7 protein-coding genes are annotated in these 16,931 nt (G+C 55.2%); 1 reads left to right on the top strand and 6 read right to left on the bottom strand.

What is annotated here, in order from left to right; genetic code table 11:
- The 5 genes from B153_RS38425 to B153_RS36980 form a co-directional block, all read right to left on the bottom strand.
- Positions 1 to 3,578, bottom strand: a 3,578-nt coding sequence (locus B153_RS38425) for an SdrD B-like domain-containing protein (RefSeq protein ID WP_211221721.1), incomplete at its 3' end; no start/stop codon positions are given.
- Between the two features lie 12 nt (positions 3,579 to 3,590).
- Positions 3,591 to 5,621 (bottom strand): hypothetical protein, encoded by a 2,031-nt coding sequence (locus B153_RS37900; RefSeq protein WP_020600288.1) that lies wholly within the window; start codon positions 5,619 to 5,621, stop codon positions 3,591 to 3,593.
- A 20-nt stretch (positions 5,622 to 5,641) separates the two neighbouring features.
- On the bottom strand, positions 5,642 to 7,222 hold the full coding sequence (locus B153_RS0129125; protein ID WP_020600287.1) for a CRTAC1 family protein: 1,581 nt from the start codon (positions 7,220 to 7,222) through the stop codon (positions 5,642 to 5,644).
- 163 nt (positions 7,223 to 7,385) lie between these two features.
- Positions 7,386 to 9,980, bottom strand: a complete 2,595-nt coding sequence (locus tag B153_RS0129120) for an SdrD B-like domain-containing protein (protein ID WP_020600286.1) — start codon at positions 9,978 to 9,980, stop codon at positions 7,386 to 7,388.
- A gap of 2 nt (positions 9,981 to 9,982) precedes the next feature.
- On the bottom strand, positions 9,983 to 14,008 hold the full coding sequence (locus B153_RS36980) for a DUF11 domain-containing protein (RefSeq protein ID WP_169518506.1): 4,026 nt from the start codon (positions 14,006 to 14,008) through the stop codon (positions 9,983 to 9,985).
- A gap of 13 nt (positions 14,009 to 14,021) precedes the next feature.
- Between B153_RS36980 and B153_RS38420 the strand changes: the two genes are divergently transcribed.
- Positions 14,022 to 14,339, top strand: coding sequence for a hypothetical protein (locus tag B153_RS38420; protein WP_211221719.1), 318 nt, complete (start codon positions 14,022 to 14,024; stop codon positions 14,337 to 14,339).
- Positions 14,340 to 14,615: 276 nt separating this feature from the next.
- On the opposite strand, the gene B153_RS0129110 is transcribed toward B153_RS38420, so the two are convergent.
- Positions 14,616 to 16,838 (bottom strand): SdrD B-like domain-containing protein, encoded by a 2,223-nt coding sequence (locus B153_RS0129110; protein WP_425423155.1) that lies wholly within the window; start codon positions 16,836 to 16,838, stop codon positions 14,616 to 14,618.
- Between the last annotated feature and the right edge of the window lie 93 nt (positions 16,839 to 16,931).

Here is a 16,931-nt window from a genome sequence, read left to right as displayed (position 1 = left end):
CGCGTCACACAGGTGCCGCTGCCACTGGCCGTCACCACCACATTGGTGCCCACCGGTATATTCTCAATCACCCGCGATGCGGTATTGACCTGACCCACATTGCTGCTCACACTGCCCACGCCTGTCAGGCGGTAGCTCACCGTGTAGAAGCCCGTGCCCTGACACAATGGCTGACCCACCGACAACTTAGGCGGTGTGCAGTTATTTCCTCCATTGTTGGCACAATCAGTCGGTGAATCGGCCGTCAGTACGTTGTAGCAACCTACGCCGTTGCTGGCCGTCACGCTCACAGGCGTGCCGATGGGGATATTGATAATCGACGCTCCGCTCAGTTGCCCGGCACTGACCATCAGACTGGCCGTGCTGCTAATTAGCGACACGCTGTAATAGCCATTGCCGCTACAAGTCGGGTTGACCAGCGACAGGATCGGCTTCTCACAGACTGGGGCACAGACGGTAATACTGATGGGGCAACACAGGCTGGTACTACAGCCCGACGCATCCGTCGCCGTGTAACTGTATAAACCAGCTGTTGTAGCCACATAATCGATGGACGTGGCACCCGGTATGGCTACCCCATCTTTGTACCACTGTACATTGGTATACATACTGCCCGCTGTCAGGGTAAAGGAGGTCTTTGCCCCACACAGGGTATAGCTGGCCGGTACGCAGGGTGTCGATACGGGTATCAGACCCGCATCGACGGTCAGATCCTGCTGACCCGCTGTCAGGCTATAGACACCAGTTTGGCCACCGACGCCCGCATCACTATCCGTAGCGTCATTACCCACGTTAGCCGAGGTAAAGGTCATGCCCGAGGGGGCGGTGAACTTCACATAGTAACTGCCTGGATCTAAATTCGTAAATAAGTATTTGCCATTGGCATCGGTCAGCGTGGTGCTAATGGGCTGGTTGGTGGTAGCGTTGTACAACACCGCTGTCACACTGGCCACACCCGTTTCACCCGCATCCTGTTGCCCATTTTGATTCGTATCCAGCCACACGTAGTCCCCCAGAGAGGCTTTCGCTACTGGCGTTACATTGATCACCTCAGGGTCGGAATCGTCCTCATCCTGGGAGGGGTTGTTCTTGTGATCGCCCGTGGTGTCGTCGTTAACGGGTGTGCCGTCGTTGGTCGGATCATTGTCCGGCGTGGAATCCTTATCAGGCAGACCCGGTACATTGCTGGCACTGCTGATCTCAGCCGTGTTGGTCACACTGCCCGTTACTCCCGAACCCACCGTGAAGACAATGTTGCGGGTGGTGCTCTGGCCCGCTGGCAGACTGGCAATCACGCTGTTGAGCGTCGCTTTGCTGCCACTCGCCGTCCAGGAACCATCGTTCAGGGTCAGCCCCGTTGGGATGTAATCCGTCACCTGGACATTGGTCGCATCCACGTTACCCTGGTTGTAGACCGTCACCGTGAAGGTCACACTGCTACCCGGCGTTACGTTGGCCGACTGACCCGTAGCCAGCTTCTTCACCAACGCCAGGTCAAACACCGGAGCTGGGTTCACATTAATCACCTCAGGGTCGGAATCGTCCTCATCCTGCGAGGGGTTGTTCTTATGATCGCCCGTGGTGTCGTCGTTAACGGGTGTACCGTCGTTGGTCGGATCATTGTCCGGCGTAGAGTCCTTATCAGGCAGACCCGGTACATTGCTGGCACTGCTGATCTCAGCCGTGTTGGTCACACTGCCCGTTACTCCCGAACCTACCGTGAAGACAATGTTGCGGGTGGTGCTCTGGCCCGCTGGCAGGCTGGCAATCAAGCTGTTGAGCGTCGCTTTGCCACCACTCGCCGTCCAGGAACCATCGTTCAGGGTCAGCCCCGTTGGGATGTAGTCGGTCACCTGCACGTTGGTCGCATCCACGTTGCCCTGGTTGTAGACCGTGATAGTGAAGGTCACACTGCTACCCGGTGTTACGTTGGCCGACTGACCCGTAGCCAGTTTCTTCACCAACGCCAGGTCAAACACCTGTACAGGAATCAGGCCCGCATCGACGGTTAGATCCTGCTGACCTGCGGTCAGACTGTACACACCCGTTTGACCGCCTACGCCCGCATCGCTGTCGGTGGCATCATTGCCCACGTTAGCTGAGGTGAAGGTCATGCCCGAGGGGGCGGTGAACTTCACGTAGTAACTGCCTGGATCTAAATTCGTAAATAAGTATTTGCCATTGGCATCGGTCAGCGTGGTGCTAATGGGCTGGTTGGTGGTAGCGTTGTACAACACCGCTGTCACACTGGCCACACCCGTTTCACCCGCATCCTGCTGCCCATTTTGATTCGTATCCAGCCACACGTAGTCCCCCAGGCTCGCTTTCAACGGAATTAGCCCCGCATCCACGGTTAGATCCTGCTGACCTGCGGTCAGACTGTACACACCCGTTTGACCGCCTACGCCCGCATCGCTATCGGTGGCATCATTGCCCACGTTAGCTGAGGTGAAGGTCATACCCGAGGGGGCAGTGAACTTCACGTAGTAACTACCCGGGTCCAGATTGGTAAACAAGTACTTGCCGTTGGCGTCGGTCAACGTGGTGCTCAGCGGTTGATTCGTCGTGGCGTTATAAAGGGTTACCGTTACGCTGGCCACACCCGTTTCGCCTGTATCCTGCTGCCCATTTTGATTCGTATCCAGCCACACGTAGTCCCCCAGGCTGGCTTTCAACGGAATTAGCCCCGCATCCACGGTTAGATCCTGTTGACCCGCGGTCAGACTGTAGACGCCCGTCTGACCACCTACCCCCGCATCGCTGTCGGTGGCGTCATTGCCCACGTTGGCTGAGGTGAAGGTCGTGCCCGAGGGGGCGGTGAACTTCACGTAGTAGCTGCCCGGGTACAAGTTCGTAAACAGGTATTTGCCATTGGCGTCGGTCACGGTCGTACTCAGTGGTTGATTCGTCGTGGCGTTATAGAGTACCGCCGTTACACTGGCTACACCCGTTTCGCCCGCGTCCTGCTGACCGTTCTGGTTGGTATCCAGCCACACATAGTCGCCCAGACTAGCGGAACAGCCGTTCACAATCAGCGGACAGCATAGAGTATCCCGGCAACCCGTGGCGGCATTGTCGCCAGCATAGGTATAGGTCCCCGTTTGGGTCGTTGAATAGGTGGCCGATGTGGCTCCTGCAATCAAGGTGCCGTCACGGTACCATTTCATATTCGTCAGGTTCGTAGCTGCCGTTAAGGTCATCGACTGGCCCAGGCACAACTGATACGGTGTGCTGGCTACCAGCGTAATGGGGCAACAGAGCGAATCCCGACAAGCCGAGGCTGTATTGTAGCCCGCATAGGCATAAGCCCCGGGCTGACTGGTTGTATAGGTCGCCGAGGTGGCTCCCGCAATCACAGCCCCGTCTTTATACCATTTTATATTGGTAAGCCCCGGTGCCGTCGTTAAGGTAGCGGTTTGACCCGAACAGATCCGATAGGTTGGACAGTTGGCGGTCTGAGCCCTGGCCTGATTCAACCCGGGCTCTATTAGTCCTATAGCGATCAACAGGATGGTCCATAACCAGGGCGGACTTAATACCCTGGCTCGTAACCAGATGGTTGCGTTCGATGCGTTCATAGATACCGGGGGTTACTTGATAACGACATTAATGGTGGTAATACAGTTGGGCGACGTACAGGGGACGCTACACGTGGTTGGATTGAGCGTGACCTGCTTATCGGTGAAACAGGTGTCGTCGGCGGGGTCGTAGACCCGGACGGTGTAGACCTGTGCGGTAGCCGGATTGGCCAGCGTGTTGGTGATTACCCCACCACTGGGCACAGCCGCAATGGTGGCCGGGATACCCGTGCCAAAGGTGCTACCGAGCGAGTACTGATAGCGGGCACCCGTGGCAAAGCCCGTGAGGGTAATGGTGCCGTTGCTATTGGCCGTACTACCCGTACAGGTAGCTGCTGTAGCCGTAGCCGTATAGGAGGGTGGAGAACAAAACGGAACTAGTGAAAAGGGGCTGGCATACACGATACCCGCACCACCACAGCCCCCATCAGCACCGAAATTAGGCTGCTTAAAACTCGCTATATCATGCGCAATCCCGCCAGTTCCTCCTGCGATATTGAATGTCACATTGGGAACAGTCGGTGCGGTAGCAGTTGAATTTATATTGTTTGACGAAGATGCCGAATATACCCAGATGGCACCACCACCACCACCACCAGCACCACCATTCATGTAGTTACCAGTTATATCTACTCCATTTCCCCCATTACCTCCTTTTGCTGAAACCGAAAGGGCAGTATTTACATTCATAACATCCAAAATGATGTTACCTCCACCAGCACCACCATCAGCATATTGTATATTTGTGGGTTGCGCTTGCGCGCCATTACAACCATCTGCCGTAATTGTATACCCATTACTATTAAGAGTGCTGGCCTGAATCAACACAATCCCGCCACCTACACTTGATAACGAAGACGGGGCACCCATTAAAATCCGTGGATTAGTTGTATTTAAAAAATTAATATAGCCTGATTGCGGTCTAGTATAAGCTGCTCCACCGGGAGCCAGGAGAGCATATGTACTGTACGTTTCAACTCCATTTCCACCAGCACCACCACCACCGCTACCATATTGGCCTGTTGATCCTCCAGCACCTCCCAACTCTCCAGCTTGGCCTCCATTACTTACACCAGCCGACCCAAAAGTTCCCGATCCGCCACCACCACCACCGGCATAAGTACCACCTCCTCCTCCACCTGAGGCCTGATACGCTACACTTCCCCCATCAGTTCCACTCGTACCTCCTACTCCTGCTATACTTCCTACTCCTCCAGGGGCCTTATTCCCCTGCCCACCGCAACCACCTTTAGACGGTGATGCACCACCACCACCACCACCACCATTCCAACCACCGCCACCGCCACCACCCGCAGCTCCAACCCCAGCCCCACCGCCAGCTCCACCTTTGGTACTTTCTCCATTGCCAGACATTAACCCGGGAGTCCCTCCCTTATAGGTAGATGGAATAGCGGGTATATAGTTATCCCAACCACTCGTATATCCAATTGCTCCATAACTGCCACCTGATGCTCCACCACCAGTGTAAGTACCACCTGGCCCACCTGCGTAATAAATGTTATTCCCTGTTAATAGATTCGTGTCTGAAGGACGGAAGCCTTTACAGGACGCATCAATATTCCCACCTAAAGAAACAGACCCAGGGGTGAGTAATGAAACAATGCCGCCCACATTACCATTCCAGGCAAGCGGTGTTAAGGTCGATGTTACTATAAATCCTGTTGCACTGTACGGTACCCATACTAACTGCACTTTCTCACCAGTAGGATCATACCGGGTACTTAGTGTAGTATTTCCGCTTAAAGGAGTTACAGTTATATTAGAACCTGATACAGCCGTTACTTTGGCATAATCGTAGTGCCCTGCGAAAACATCCGTATTACCTGTCATCTGGGCTACTAATACATAATCACCAACAGCCCAAGAGTGAGCAGCACCGCTATTAGCGCCTATTGTTATAACATTACCACTAGCAATAGCTGAAACTGGTGCATAGGTATTCGCTACACCACTCACAGTCTGCTGGGCCAGTGTTACCAGCGAACACCCCAGCAGACATAGTAAGAGTAGATACTTTTTCATAAGATTCATTCGATAATTAATTACGGTTGAATAACGGTTACGGTGATGGGTACACATTGGCACGTAGCCACACAGGGCGCAGCAGGAGAACTCACCATACATCCTTCCTCACGCAGATACACATACGAATCGGGAGGAGGAGCCCGGTACTCCATCACGTTGCCCGAAGGCCACTCCACCCGGATGTGACTTAGGTTGGAGGTCGACTGACCCAGTCCAAAAATCTGCGTGTAACTGTTGGTGATTCCGTAGCTCTCGCCACCGCGAACTTCACGAACCTGAATACTTCCATCGTCCCGATACAGCGTAATCCGGGCGCCAATCCCATTCTTGTTCGACACACTACCCAGCAGGGTGATGGCCGAAAAGTGATTGCTGTTGCCGTTGTTCAGCCACAGTTTATCAGTCAGTGACCCATTGGGATCATACGACGAGTACACGTCCAGAAACCCATCGTGGTTCAGATCACCTACCGCAAACGACTGCATCTGGGTTGCATCGAAAGGCGTTACCAACCGCCGAAATGTTTTATTATGATTGTTGAGCCAGAGTTGACCTTCGGTCGATCCGGCGATCAGTATATCCACATAACCATCGTTGTCGAAATCCCGCATGATGCCCTGCAAGGGCTTACCCAGCCCATCCAGCCCACTTAGGGTAGTAATGTCCGTAAAATGACCGACTCCGTCGTTTTCCAGTAGCATCGTTGGGCTTTCGTGGTTAGTTACCAGCAGGTCCTGGTCGCCATCGTTATCGATGTCGGCAAAGTCTGCCGTCCACGACTGACCACTAATTTTTACGTTATAGGCGGCTGCCTCCTCGGTAAACCAGCCCGTGGGGTCTGCATTAAAATCTTTCGTATTTTTTACGATCTGACCGTTGATGCGGTCGTAGCTGTGGTTGATGAAGAGTTGGTTAATCCGGCGTGGGTCACCTGCATTTTCGGGGCCCATCGCAAAATGCGAACAACGGGCAATGTACAGGTCCAGGTCGCCATCGTTGTCGATGTCGGACCACACCAGCCCATAACTACCTGAGTTATCCGAGGTTGGTACCGTCCGCATATCGATCCAGTTACTAACCGTCTGAAGGTGCCCTGTCTGGTCGTTCTTCCAGATCTGGTTCAGCCCCACATCGTTGAGGGCCACGTAATCCAGCCAGCCATCCCGGTTCATATCCGACAGTGTGGCCGCCTGCATCAGAATCAGCGGACTCTCGATGCGCCCCATTGTGAAGTTGCTACCCTGATTGTAGTGAATTGTAATGCCATCATTGTTGCCCCCCGTCAGGATGTCATTCCGGCCATCGCGGTTTACATCGCCCACTACCGTCGAGAGCGGAATAGCAGGCAACTGCCTTAGAGAGTCAGACCGAAAGCTCCCATTGGCCTGCTGGTAAACCACAAATAAATCGCTTGAGGGGAATCGGGTTCGAACAATATCATCCCGTCCGTCGCCATTGACGTCTACCACCGCTTTGGTCCACAGGCCCCGGAAGCTACTTCCAGGTAGCGTAGACGAGGTATTGCGGAAGGAGAGTTGAGCCTCTGCCCAACTACTCAGCCCACAAAAAAGCAGGGTTATGGTTAGCGTTCTGTTCATACACGTTACAAGTATATTTGCGCCTTTCGCAACTAACGGATCTATATATACGCGCAGAAATTCTTCTCGTATAGCTACTAGCTTTTTGCTTTTCTGGAGTCTGCCAACGGCCTTTAGGACATAGCTATCCCTAAGCCGTTGGCAGGCTAACCAGAAATTAGTTTCACTTCACCGTGATGTTGGTTGTACAGTTGGGGCTGGTACACTGGGGTATCAGACCCGCATCCACCGTCAGATCAACCTGACCCGCTACCAACGTATAGTTGCCCGTTTTGCCCCCCACGCCCGCATCGCTGTCGGTCGTGTCGTTGCCACTGTTGGGCGTGGTGAAGGTAGCCCCACTCGGTGCCGTAAAGACCACATAGTAGGTGCCCGGGTCCAGATTGGGGAACAGGTAATGCCCTGTACCGTCGGTCACCGTGGTGCTAATGGGCTGGTTGGTAGTCGCGTTGTAGAGCGTTACCGTCACACCCACCGCTGGGGGTTCGCCCGGATCCTGCTGGCCGTTCTTGTTGTTGTCGTACCAGACGTAGTCGCCCAGGGCAGCCTTCAGCGGAGTGACATTGATCACCTCAGGGTCAGAATCATCCTCATCCTGCGAGGGATTGTTCTTATGATCCCCCGTGGTGTCGTCATTGACCGGCGTACCGTCGTTGTTCGGATCATTATCCGGCGTAGAGTCCTTATCGGGCAGACCCGGTACATTGCTGGCACTGCTGATCTCGGCCACGTTGGTAATGCTACCACCAGCGAACGTCGGGCTCACCGTGAAGGTGATGTTGCGGGTGGTGCTCTGACCCGCTGGCAGACTGGCAATCACGCTGTTGAGCGTTGCCTGACTACCGTTGGCCGTCCAGTTGGCATCGTTCAGCGTCAGCCCCGTTGGGATATAATCCGTCACCTGCACGTTGGTCGCATCCACGTTGCCCTGGTTGTAGACCGTGATGGTGAAGGTCACGCTGCTACCCGCCGTTACGTTGGCCGACTGACCCGTAGCCAGCTTCTTCACCAACGCCAGGTCAAACACCGGAGTCGGAACGACCGTAATCACTTCGGGGTCAGAATCGTCCTCATCCTGGGAGGGGTTATTCTTGTGATCCCCCGTCACGTCGTCGTTCACCGGTGTGCCGTCATTGGTCGGATCATTGTCCGGCGTAGAGTCCTTGTCAGGCAGGTTCTGCGGATTGTTCGCACTGCTGATCTCGGCTACGTTGGTCAGACTGCCGACAAACGTGGGGCTTACCGTAAAGGTGATGTTGCGCGTGGTGGTCTGACCCGCCGGCAGACTGGCAATCACGCTGTTGAGCGTCGCTTTGCTGCCCACTGCCGTCCATGCCGCATCGTTCAGCGTCAGGCCAGCCGGAATGTAATCCGTCACCTGCACGTTGGTCGCATCCACACCTCCCTGGTTGATCACCGCGATGGTGAAGGTAACACTGCCGCCTGCTACCACGACCGAACTCTGACCCGTCGCCAGTTTCTTGGTCAACGCCAGGTCGAAGCCGCTACAGCCCGTCGGGGTTGGTAACACCGCTAGTGGGGAGGCAATACAGCCCACTGCATCTTTGATGGTCAGGGTGTAGGTGCCCCCACTCAGGCCATTGATACTCGCCGTCATAGCGCCCGTACTCCAGGTATAGCTGTAGGGAGACGTACCTCCGCTGATACTCACCAGACTCAGGCTACCGCCCGACGGATTGGTACAGGTCGGATAGGTTGGCTGGAACACCGCTGCGATCTCGGTAGGCTGGGTAATGGTAAAGCTTTGTACCGCCACGCAGCCGTTGGCATCCCGAGCCGTTACCGTATAGACACCCGCTCCCACATTGGTCAGGTCTTTGGTGGTGGCTCCGTTGCTCCACTGATAGCCGATGGGTGAGGTGCCGCCCGTTACGGTCAAGACTACGCTGCCCGTCTGGGTGCCGTAGCACTTCACATTGGTGGGTACACCGCTCACCTGAGGCCCAACCACGTTGCTGATGTTGGCCGAAGCCAGCGCCGTACAACCCGTGGCATCCGTCACGATGACGGTGTAGCTGCCGGGTAAAGCGTTGGTCAGGTTCTGACTGGTAGCCACCACACTGCCGGCGGCATTGCGCCACTGGTAGCTGTAAGCCGGGCTACCCCCGCTGACCTGCGCATTCACCGAACCCGTGGCCTGGCCGCAGGCCGCATTCTGCGCTGTGGCGGTCACATTCAGCGGAGTGCTGTTGCCCACCACCACACTGGTCATGCTGCTACAGCCGTTGGCGTCCACTACACTCACCATATAGGTTCCCGCACTCAAGGTAGCGATACTAGCCGTGGTACCAACCACCGTGCCGGTGCTGGTCGTCCACTGGTAGGTATAGCTGCCACTACCGCTGGTCACCTGTACGCTGGCGCTACCATTGGCCAGACCACAGCTGGTCGAATTGACCTGGGCCACAATGACGGGTGCACTGGTCGAGCCAATGGTCACCTGTTTTTGACCCGTACAGCCTTTGCTATCCGTTACGGTCACCGTATAGATACCCGCTGCCAGGCCCTGCGCCACACTGCTGGAGCTAACAACCGTTCCGGCCGCGTTAGTCCACTGGTAACTATAGGGCGCTGTACCGCTACCGGCATTCACCACGACGGTGGCAATACCGTTGGATTGACCGCATAGGGCCAGCGTGGTGCCCGTGTTCAGGCCCAGTGGCGTACATACGTTACAGGTTGGCCAGGTATCGACCACGGCCTGTCCTACGGCGATACAACCCTTGCTGTCGGTCACCGTCAGCGAGTAGGTGCCTGCCGCCAGATTCGTNTACAGGGTTGTACGTAGATGATGGCCGGGTCCTCGTCGTCCTCGTCGGTGGCCGGGTTGGTATCGCCCGGTGTACCCGTGCCGTTCCCGTTGATGCTGTCATCACTGCCTGAGTTAGGCGTGCCGCCCGCATCGTTGGTGGGGTTCTGGTCGGGTTTGCTGTCCACATCGGTGGGTGGGGTGTTGGTCGGATCGGTGTCGTTGTCGGCACTGCTGATCTCGGCCTTGTTGATAATCGGTCCGCTCACCCCGGCATTCACCGTGAAGGTGATGTTGACCGTCGTGCTGCTGCCTGCGGTCAGCGGTCCGGCAATCGGCGTTTTCAGCGTGGCCAGACTGCCCGACTGGGTCCAGTTGGCATCGTTGAGGGTCAGCCCGGTAGGAATATAATCGGTCAGTTGCACATTGTAGGCTGACTGCCCGCCCTGGTTGTAGACCGTCACGGTGAAGGTCACCTGGCTACCCGGTTTGATGACCGCGTTCTGGCCTGCCGCTACTTTCTTGGTCAACGCTAAGTCGAAGGCCACTGGAATCAGACCCGCATCCACCGTCAGGTCCTGCTGACCCGCCGTCAGGCTGTATACACCCGTCTGACCACCTACCCCTGCATCGCTGTCGGTGGCATCCGGGCCCGTGTTGGCCGTCGTAAAGGTTGTACCCGATGGGGCAGTGAACTTCACATAGTAGCTACCCGGGTCCAGATTCGTAAATAAGTATTTGCCATTGGCATCGGTCAGCGTAGTGCTCAGCGGTTGATTCGTCGTGGCATCATAGAGGGTTACCGTCACACTGGCCACACCCGTCTCGGTCGCATCCTGCTGACCGTTTTTGTTGGTATCGAACCACACATAGTCGCCTAAGCTCGCTTTGGCACAACTAGTTATGCTGATGGGACAGCACACTGCACCATTACAACCTACAGCATCGGTAGCCGTGTAGCTATAAAGTCCAGTTTGAGTCGCTACGTAATCTGTAGCGGTCGCCCCCGGTATGGCTACCCCATCCTTGTACCACTGCACGTTGGTATAGCCCATGCCTGTTGTTAGGGTAAAGGAGGTCTTCGCACCACACAGGGTATAGCTGGCCGGTACGCAGGGCGTCGAAACCGGAATTAGTCCTGCATCGACGGTTAGATCCTGTTGGCCTGCCGTCAGGCTGTAGACACCCGTCTGGCCGCCTACCCCCGCATCGCTGTCGGTCGCATCCGGTCCCGTGTTGGCACTGGTGAAGGTCATGCCCGATGGGGCGGTGAACTTCACGTAGTAGCTGCCCGGGTCCAGATTGGTAAATAAGTATTTGCCGTTGGCATCGGTCAGCGTGGTGCTCAGGGGCTGGTTGGTGGTGGCGTTGTACAACACCGCCGTTACACTGGCCACCCCGGTTTCACCCGCATCCTGCTGGCCGTTCTGTTTGGTATCCAGCCACACGTAGTCGCCTAAAGAGGCTGGCAGCGGAATCAGTCCCGCATCTACCGTCAGGTCCTGCTGACCTGCCGTCAGGCTGTACACACCCGTTTGGCCACCTACGCCCGCATCGCTGTCGGTGGCATCAGGCCCCGTGTTGGCACTGGTGAAGGTCATGCCCGAGGGGGCCGTGAACTTCACGTAGTAGCTGCCCGGTTGCAGGTTGGTAAACAGGTATTTGCCCTGACTGTCGGTCAGCGTGGTGCTCAGGGGCTGGTTGGTGGTGGCATTATAGAGCACCACCGTCACACTGGCCACACCCGTCTCACTGGCGTCCTGCTGACCGTTTTTGTTGGTATCAAACCAGACGTAGTCCCCCAAAGAAGCCGGGAGCGTGGCCGTCAGACCAAAATCATAGGTATGATTGTTGGCCCCCACGGGTCCCGTCGTCAGATTGATGGTCGGCACACCATTGCTCACAAACGCATCGTTGTTGTTGATAGTAGTGCCTGAGTTGGCACCTGACGTCTCGCCCGGCGCAATCGTAACCCCCGTCAGGGTTAAGCCCGACACGGACGGATCACTGCCCAGCGCACTGATCTTCAACGAATAGTTGGTGTTATTGAGTAAAGACAGGCTATAAATGCTACTGGCCGTTGATGTACCGGTGGTGGCCGAGGAGAACAGATAATTCCCGTTGGCATCGGTGGTGGCCGTAGCGATCACGGTCCCACTGGCATTGGTCAGTTGAACCGTTACGCCAGCCAGAGCTGGCTCGCCGGGGTCCTGGATACCGTTGTTGTTGGTATCTTTCCAAACCCGGTTGCCGATTTCAATGGGAGCCGGGTCACAAAGCAGTTCGAGATCGCCTAAACCGTTGGCTTTACCGAAAGTACCAGGGTTTGGATCAATGAATATTTGAAACCTGCTGTTATCAGTCCCAGTCTGGGTATTAAATTTAACAATTCCACCAGAATTCGCACTATAGGGATCCATTGCTATTGTTACTACCTCATTCGTTCCTGGTAGTACGCTAAGCCCGCCCATAGCTATTTCCTGGTGATTTTCAAAGGCATTAAATAAATTATCTTTATAAAAAAACTCCCCCCCCCCTGGACCTTGGTTATTACCCCCACCAGTGGATACTAAATTGCCTACGGCTCCATTATTCTCGAGTACATATTGATTTGTATTTGCATTAAATGAAGCTGCCAAGATATCTCCACCTGCCATACCTTGGTAAGCACTTGTACCAGAGAGCGGATAGTTGTTAAAGCCTACTTGGTCACCAAATCTATCTCGAAATCCTATAATCATATTCTGCGTTACAGGATCAAATTCGATATCGCTCAAGATAGGCTGAGGATAAATTACTACAGAATTATTACTGCTACATCCAGTTGGAAATGTGGATGACCATGGATTCCATTTATTGGTTTTGCAATTATCCCAAACATACCCTCTACTGTAATTCAAAGGGATTGACAACACAGGAGTAAATGTAGTCCCATCAAACTTATATACTGTTCCTTTTAAATCCGCAAGACTTTGTGAGGTTTCGGCTGTACATACCTGTCCTATATAGAGATTTCCCTGATAATATTTCAAACCCATATTCACCACCTCATTGTTATTACAGGTCTGTGGTATGGCCCAACTATTGATCAGCGTCTTGCTAGCTACATCTATTGCGTAAAGCTTCTTGTCATACAGATTGGTTAGATATAATGTCTTCCCATCATCCGACAAATCAATATCACCGATTCCAAGTTTTCCTATCAATGGGTATGTAGTAGCATCATTGGCAGGCTGAGTCAACCCACTTAACCCTCGCCCTGCATCATTGGCAATACTGCCAAAGTTGATACCTAATGTGGTCAGATCCAGCCATAAACTAGTCGTATTGGTCGTCGTATTGGTCACAAAAATATTCCCCAAATCCCCTTTGCCATCGTTGTTCAGATCGGGTAAACCAACATGCCGCTTCAGCCATGAACTACTGAACAACTGCTTACCTGTTCGGTCATAGGCCAACCCATAAACTGACCCTATATCCGTTTGGGAAGCCAGATGGGTTTTAGTCCCTGATGTTCCACTATTACTATACGGCCACTTCACCAGCACATCCCCAGTGCCACTGGCCACCCCATTCAGATAACAGGGTGTAGCTAGACTGGGATTGGATTGACAATAGTTGGCCGGGTAGTTGATCCCGAAATTGACGTTACTCGCCGGACCCGTCACAAACTGCACCGAGGTCTGGTTTTGGGATCCTACCGGGCCGCTGTAGTAATAGGCTGGCAAGCCCGTAAACTCCACCCGCACTGGCCCCGTCACACCCGTTAAGGTATAGGTGCCGTCGGCAGCGGTCGTGGTCGTTGCTACCTGGGTTCCGGCGGCATTGTAGGCTTTGACCGTGATGCCCCCATAACCCGGCTCGTTGTTGGGCGAAGCCGTACCCTGAGCGCCGTTGGCGTTGAAGTCCTGATAGACCTTTCCGCTCACCTGAGCCCAAACACCACTGGCTGTGGCCACCCACAGCAACAAACCCAGCAGCAGGTACGGCCAGATCGGTTTTCGTTCAATTCTCATGTATACATTCTGCATGGTCATCGTTCTGTTAGTGAGTAAGAGTCAGGCGAGGCAACTCGCTGATTACAGTGGATTAAGTAAATCTGATGGTAGCTCGGTAGCCAAGGTGTTGAGTCGTATTCGGGCGTCTTCAGACGTTCTGACCAGTGGGCGGACCATCGAAGTCCATCGTCCCGGTCGACATTATCCTGATTCCCTGAAACTAACCGGAGGCAGAACTCCGATTGCCCCCGTATTCGTACGTTATCTGGTCGTAGATGTGCGCAACTCACAAGTTGTTTACAAGGCAACAGCCAGGAATTGTCAAGCGAGCCACCAGAGCTGGGTGTAGCGTGAGCAAACTCAACGCTACCGCTCATCAAGAGAAAGAAACTACTCAATGCGTACTTCCAATAAGTCCGTTTACTTAATAAAAAATTCATAGCGGCAATCGGTTAATTCGTTAGCGGTTAGGTGGTCACAAGAAAGGCCCTATAGGCTGTTATCATTTTGACCTTTCCTAACGGTTATTTATATACGCAATAGATTTTATCGGTCCTTATCCATTCGGCTATCTGACAACGCCTATACTCCTAGCTAGGGCGTTGTCAGATAGCAAAACAGGTTACTACTTCACGTTGATCGTGAAACAGTTGGGGCTGGTACACTGAGGAATCAGACCCGCATCCACCGTCAGATCAACCTGACCCGCTACCAACGTATAGTTGCCCGTTTTACCCCCCACACCCGCATCGCTATCGGTCGTGTCGTTGCCACTGTTAGGCGTGGTGAAGGTAGCTCCGCTCGGTGCCGTAAACACCACATAGTAGGTGCCCGGGTCCAGATTAGGGAACAGGTAATGCCCTGTACCGTCGGTCACCGTGGTGCTAATGGGCTGGTTGGTGGTGGCGTTGTAGAGCGTTACCGTCACACCCACCGCCGGGGGTTCGCCAGGATCCTGCTGGCCGTTCTTGTTGTTGTCGTACCAGACGTAGTCGCCCAAGGCCGCTTTCAATGGAATCAGACCCGCATCCACCGTCAAATCCTGCTGACCCGCCGTCAGGCTGTAGACACCCGTGCTGCCACTCTGGCCTGTCAGACTTGCTACATCACTATCGGTAGCATCATTACCCACGTTAGCCGTGGTGAAGGTCGTACCCGTTGGGGCAGTGAACTTCACATAATAGCTGCCGGGGTCCAGGTTGATGAACAGATATTTGCCCTGCCCATCGGTCACCGTGGTGCTGACGATGGTGCCGCTCACGGCGTCGTAGAGTATGGCGGTTACGCTGGCTACCCCTGTCTCGGTGGGGTCCTGCTGGCCGTTCTGGTTGGTATCGAACCACACGTAGTCACCTAAAGAGGCTGGCAGCGGAATCAGACCCGCATCCACCGTCAGGTCCTGCTGACCTGCGGTCAGGCTGTAGACACCCGTCTGGCCGCCTACGCCCGCATCGCTGTCGGTGGCATCATTGCCCACATTGGCCGTCGTGAAGGTCATACCCGAAGGAGCCGTAAACTTTACGTAGTAACTGCCTGGATCTAAATTCGTAAATAAGTATTTGCCGTTGGCATCGGTCAACGTAGTGCTAATGGGCTGGTTGGTGGTGGCGTTGTACAACACCGCTGTTACACTAGCCACACCCGTCTCATTGGCGTCCTGCTGACCGTTTTTGTTGGTATCGAACCACACATAGTCGCCTAAGCTGGCTTTGGCGCAGGTTGGCCAGGTATCGACCACGGCCTGTCCTACGGCGATACAACCCTTGCTGTCGGTCACCGTCAGCGAGTAGGTGCCTGCCGCCAGATTCGTCAGGCTCGTGCCTGTACTACCATTGCTCCACAGGTAGCTGTAGCCTGGCGTACCGCCCACTACACTCACCACCTGTACCGTGCCACCCGTGACAACACCCTGTCCGTTACACACCGCCGACAACGATTGAATATCGGCTACGATCCGGCTCGGCGCCACCAGCGTGAAACTCGCGCCACTCCGGCAACCCGCACCGTCCGTTACCACTACACTATAAATACCCGCCTGTACATTGCTCAGCGTCTGGCTCGTCGCNCCGTTATCCCACTGATAACTGTATGCACCACTGCCTCCGCTGGCCTGCACACTGATGCTGCCTGTGGTGGTGCCGTAGCACAAGGGGTTCACCACCGTGCCGCTCACCGACGGGCCACCCGTGGTGGGTACCACCGCCGTCGCCACCGCCGTACAGCCAGACGCATCCGTTACTTTCACTTTGTAGGTGCCTCCCGCGACGCCCGTCAGGTTCTGGGTGGTGGCTCCATTGTCCCANACATAGCTGTAGGGAGCCGTGCCGCCACTCACCACCAGGGTTACNCCCCCGTTGGCTCCTAAACAACTCGCCGAGGTCGGTGTAGCCACCGCACTGATCGGACTGCTCGATGGCACAATCACCGCCACCGAGCTGATACAGCCCGCTGCGTCGGTCACCTTCACCGTGTAAGTCCCCGANGCTACATTGCTCAGCGTGGCCGTCGTCGCTCCCGTGCTCCACAGGTAACTGTAGGGNGCCGTGCCCCCACTGGCACTCACCGTCGCACTGCCCGTCGCCTGCTGGCANCTGGCCGCTGTGGCCGTCGCCGTCAGGGAAGGACCTCCCGTGCTCTGGATACTGCCCACCAGCACATCCTGACACCCGTTGGCGTCGGTCACCGTCACCGTGAAGGTCTGGCCTCCACTCAGGCCCGTCACCACCGAGGTGCTGGCCCCTGTGCTCCAGGCATAGGTGTAAGGCGCTGTGCCCGTGTTGACTGTCACCGTCGCCCGGCCATCGGCTTTGCCGCAGTGGGCTTCGGTGGTCAGCAGGTTGGCCCCCACCGTACAGGGTTGTACGTAGATGATGGCCGGGTCCTCGTCGTCCTCGTCGGTGGCCGGGTTGGTATCGCCCGGTGTACCCGTGCCGTTCCCGTT

It is taken from the genome of Spirosoma panaciterrae DSM 21099, assembly GCF_000374025.1.
Taxonomy (GTDB): Bacteria; Bacteroidota; Bacteroidia; order Cytophagales; family Spirosomataceae; genus Spirosoma; species Spirosoma panaciterrae.
This window is presented reverse-complemented; position numbering and strand designations above follow the sequence as displayed.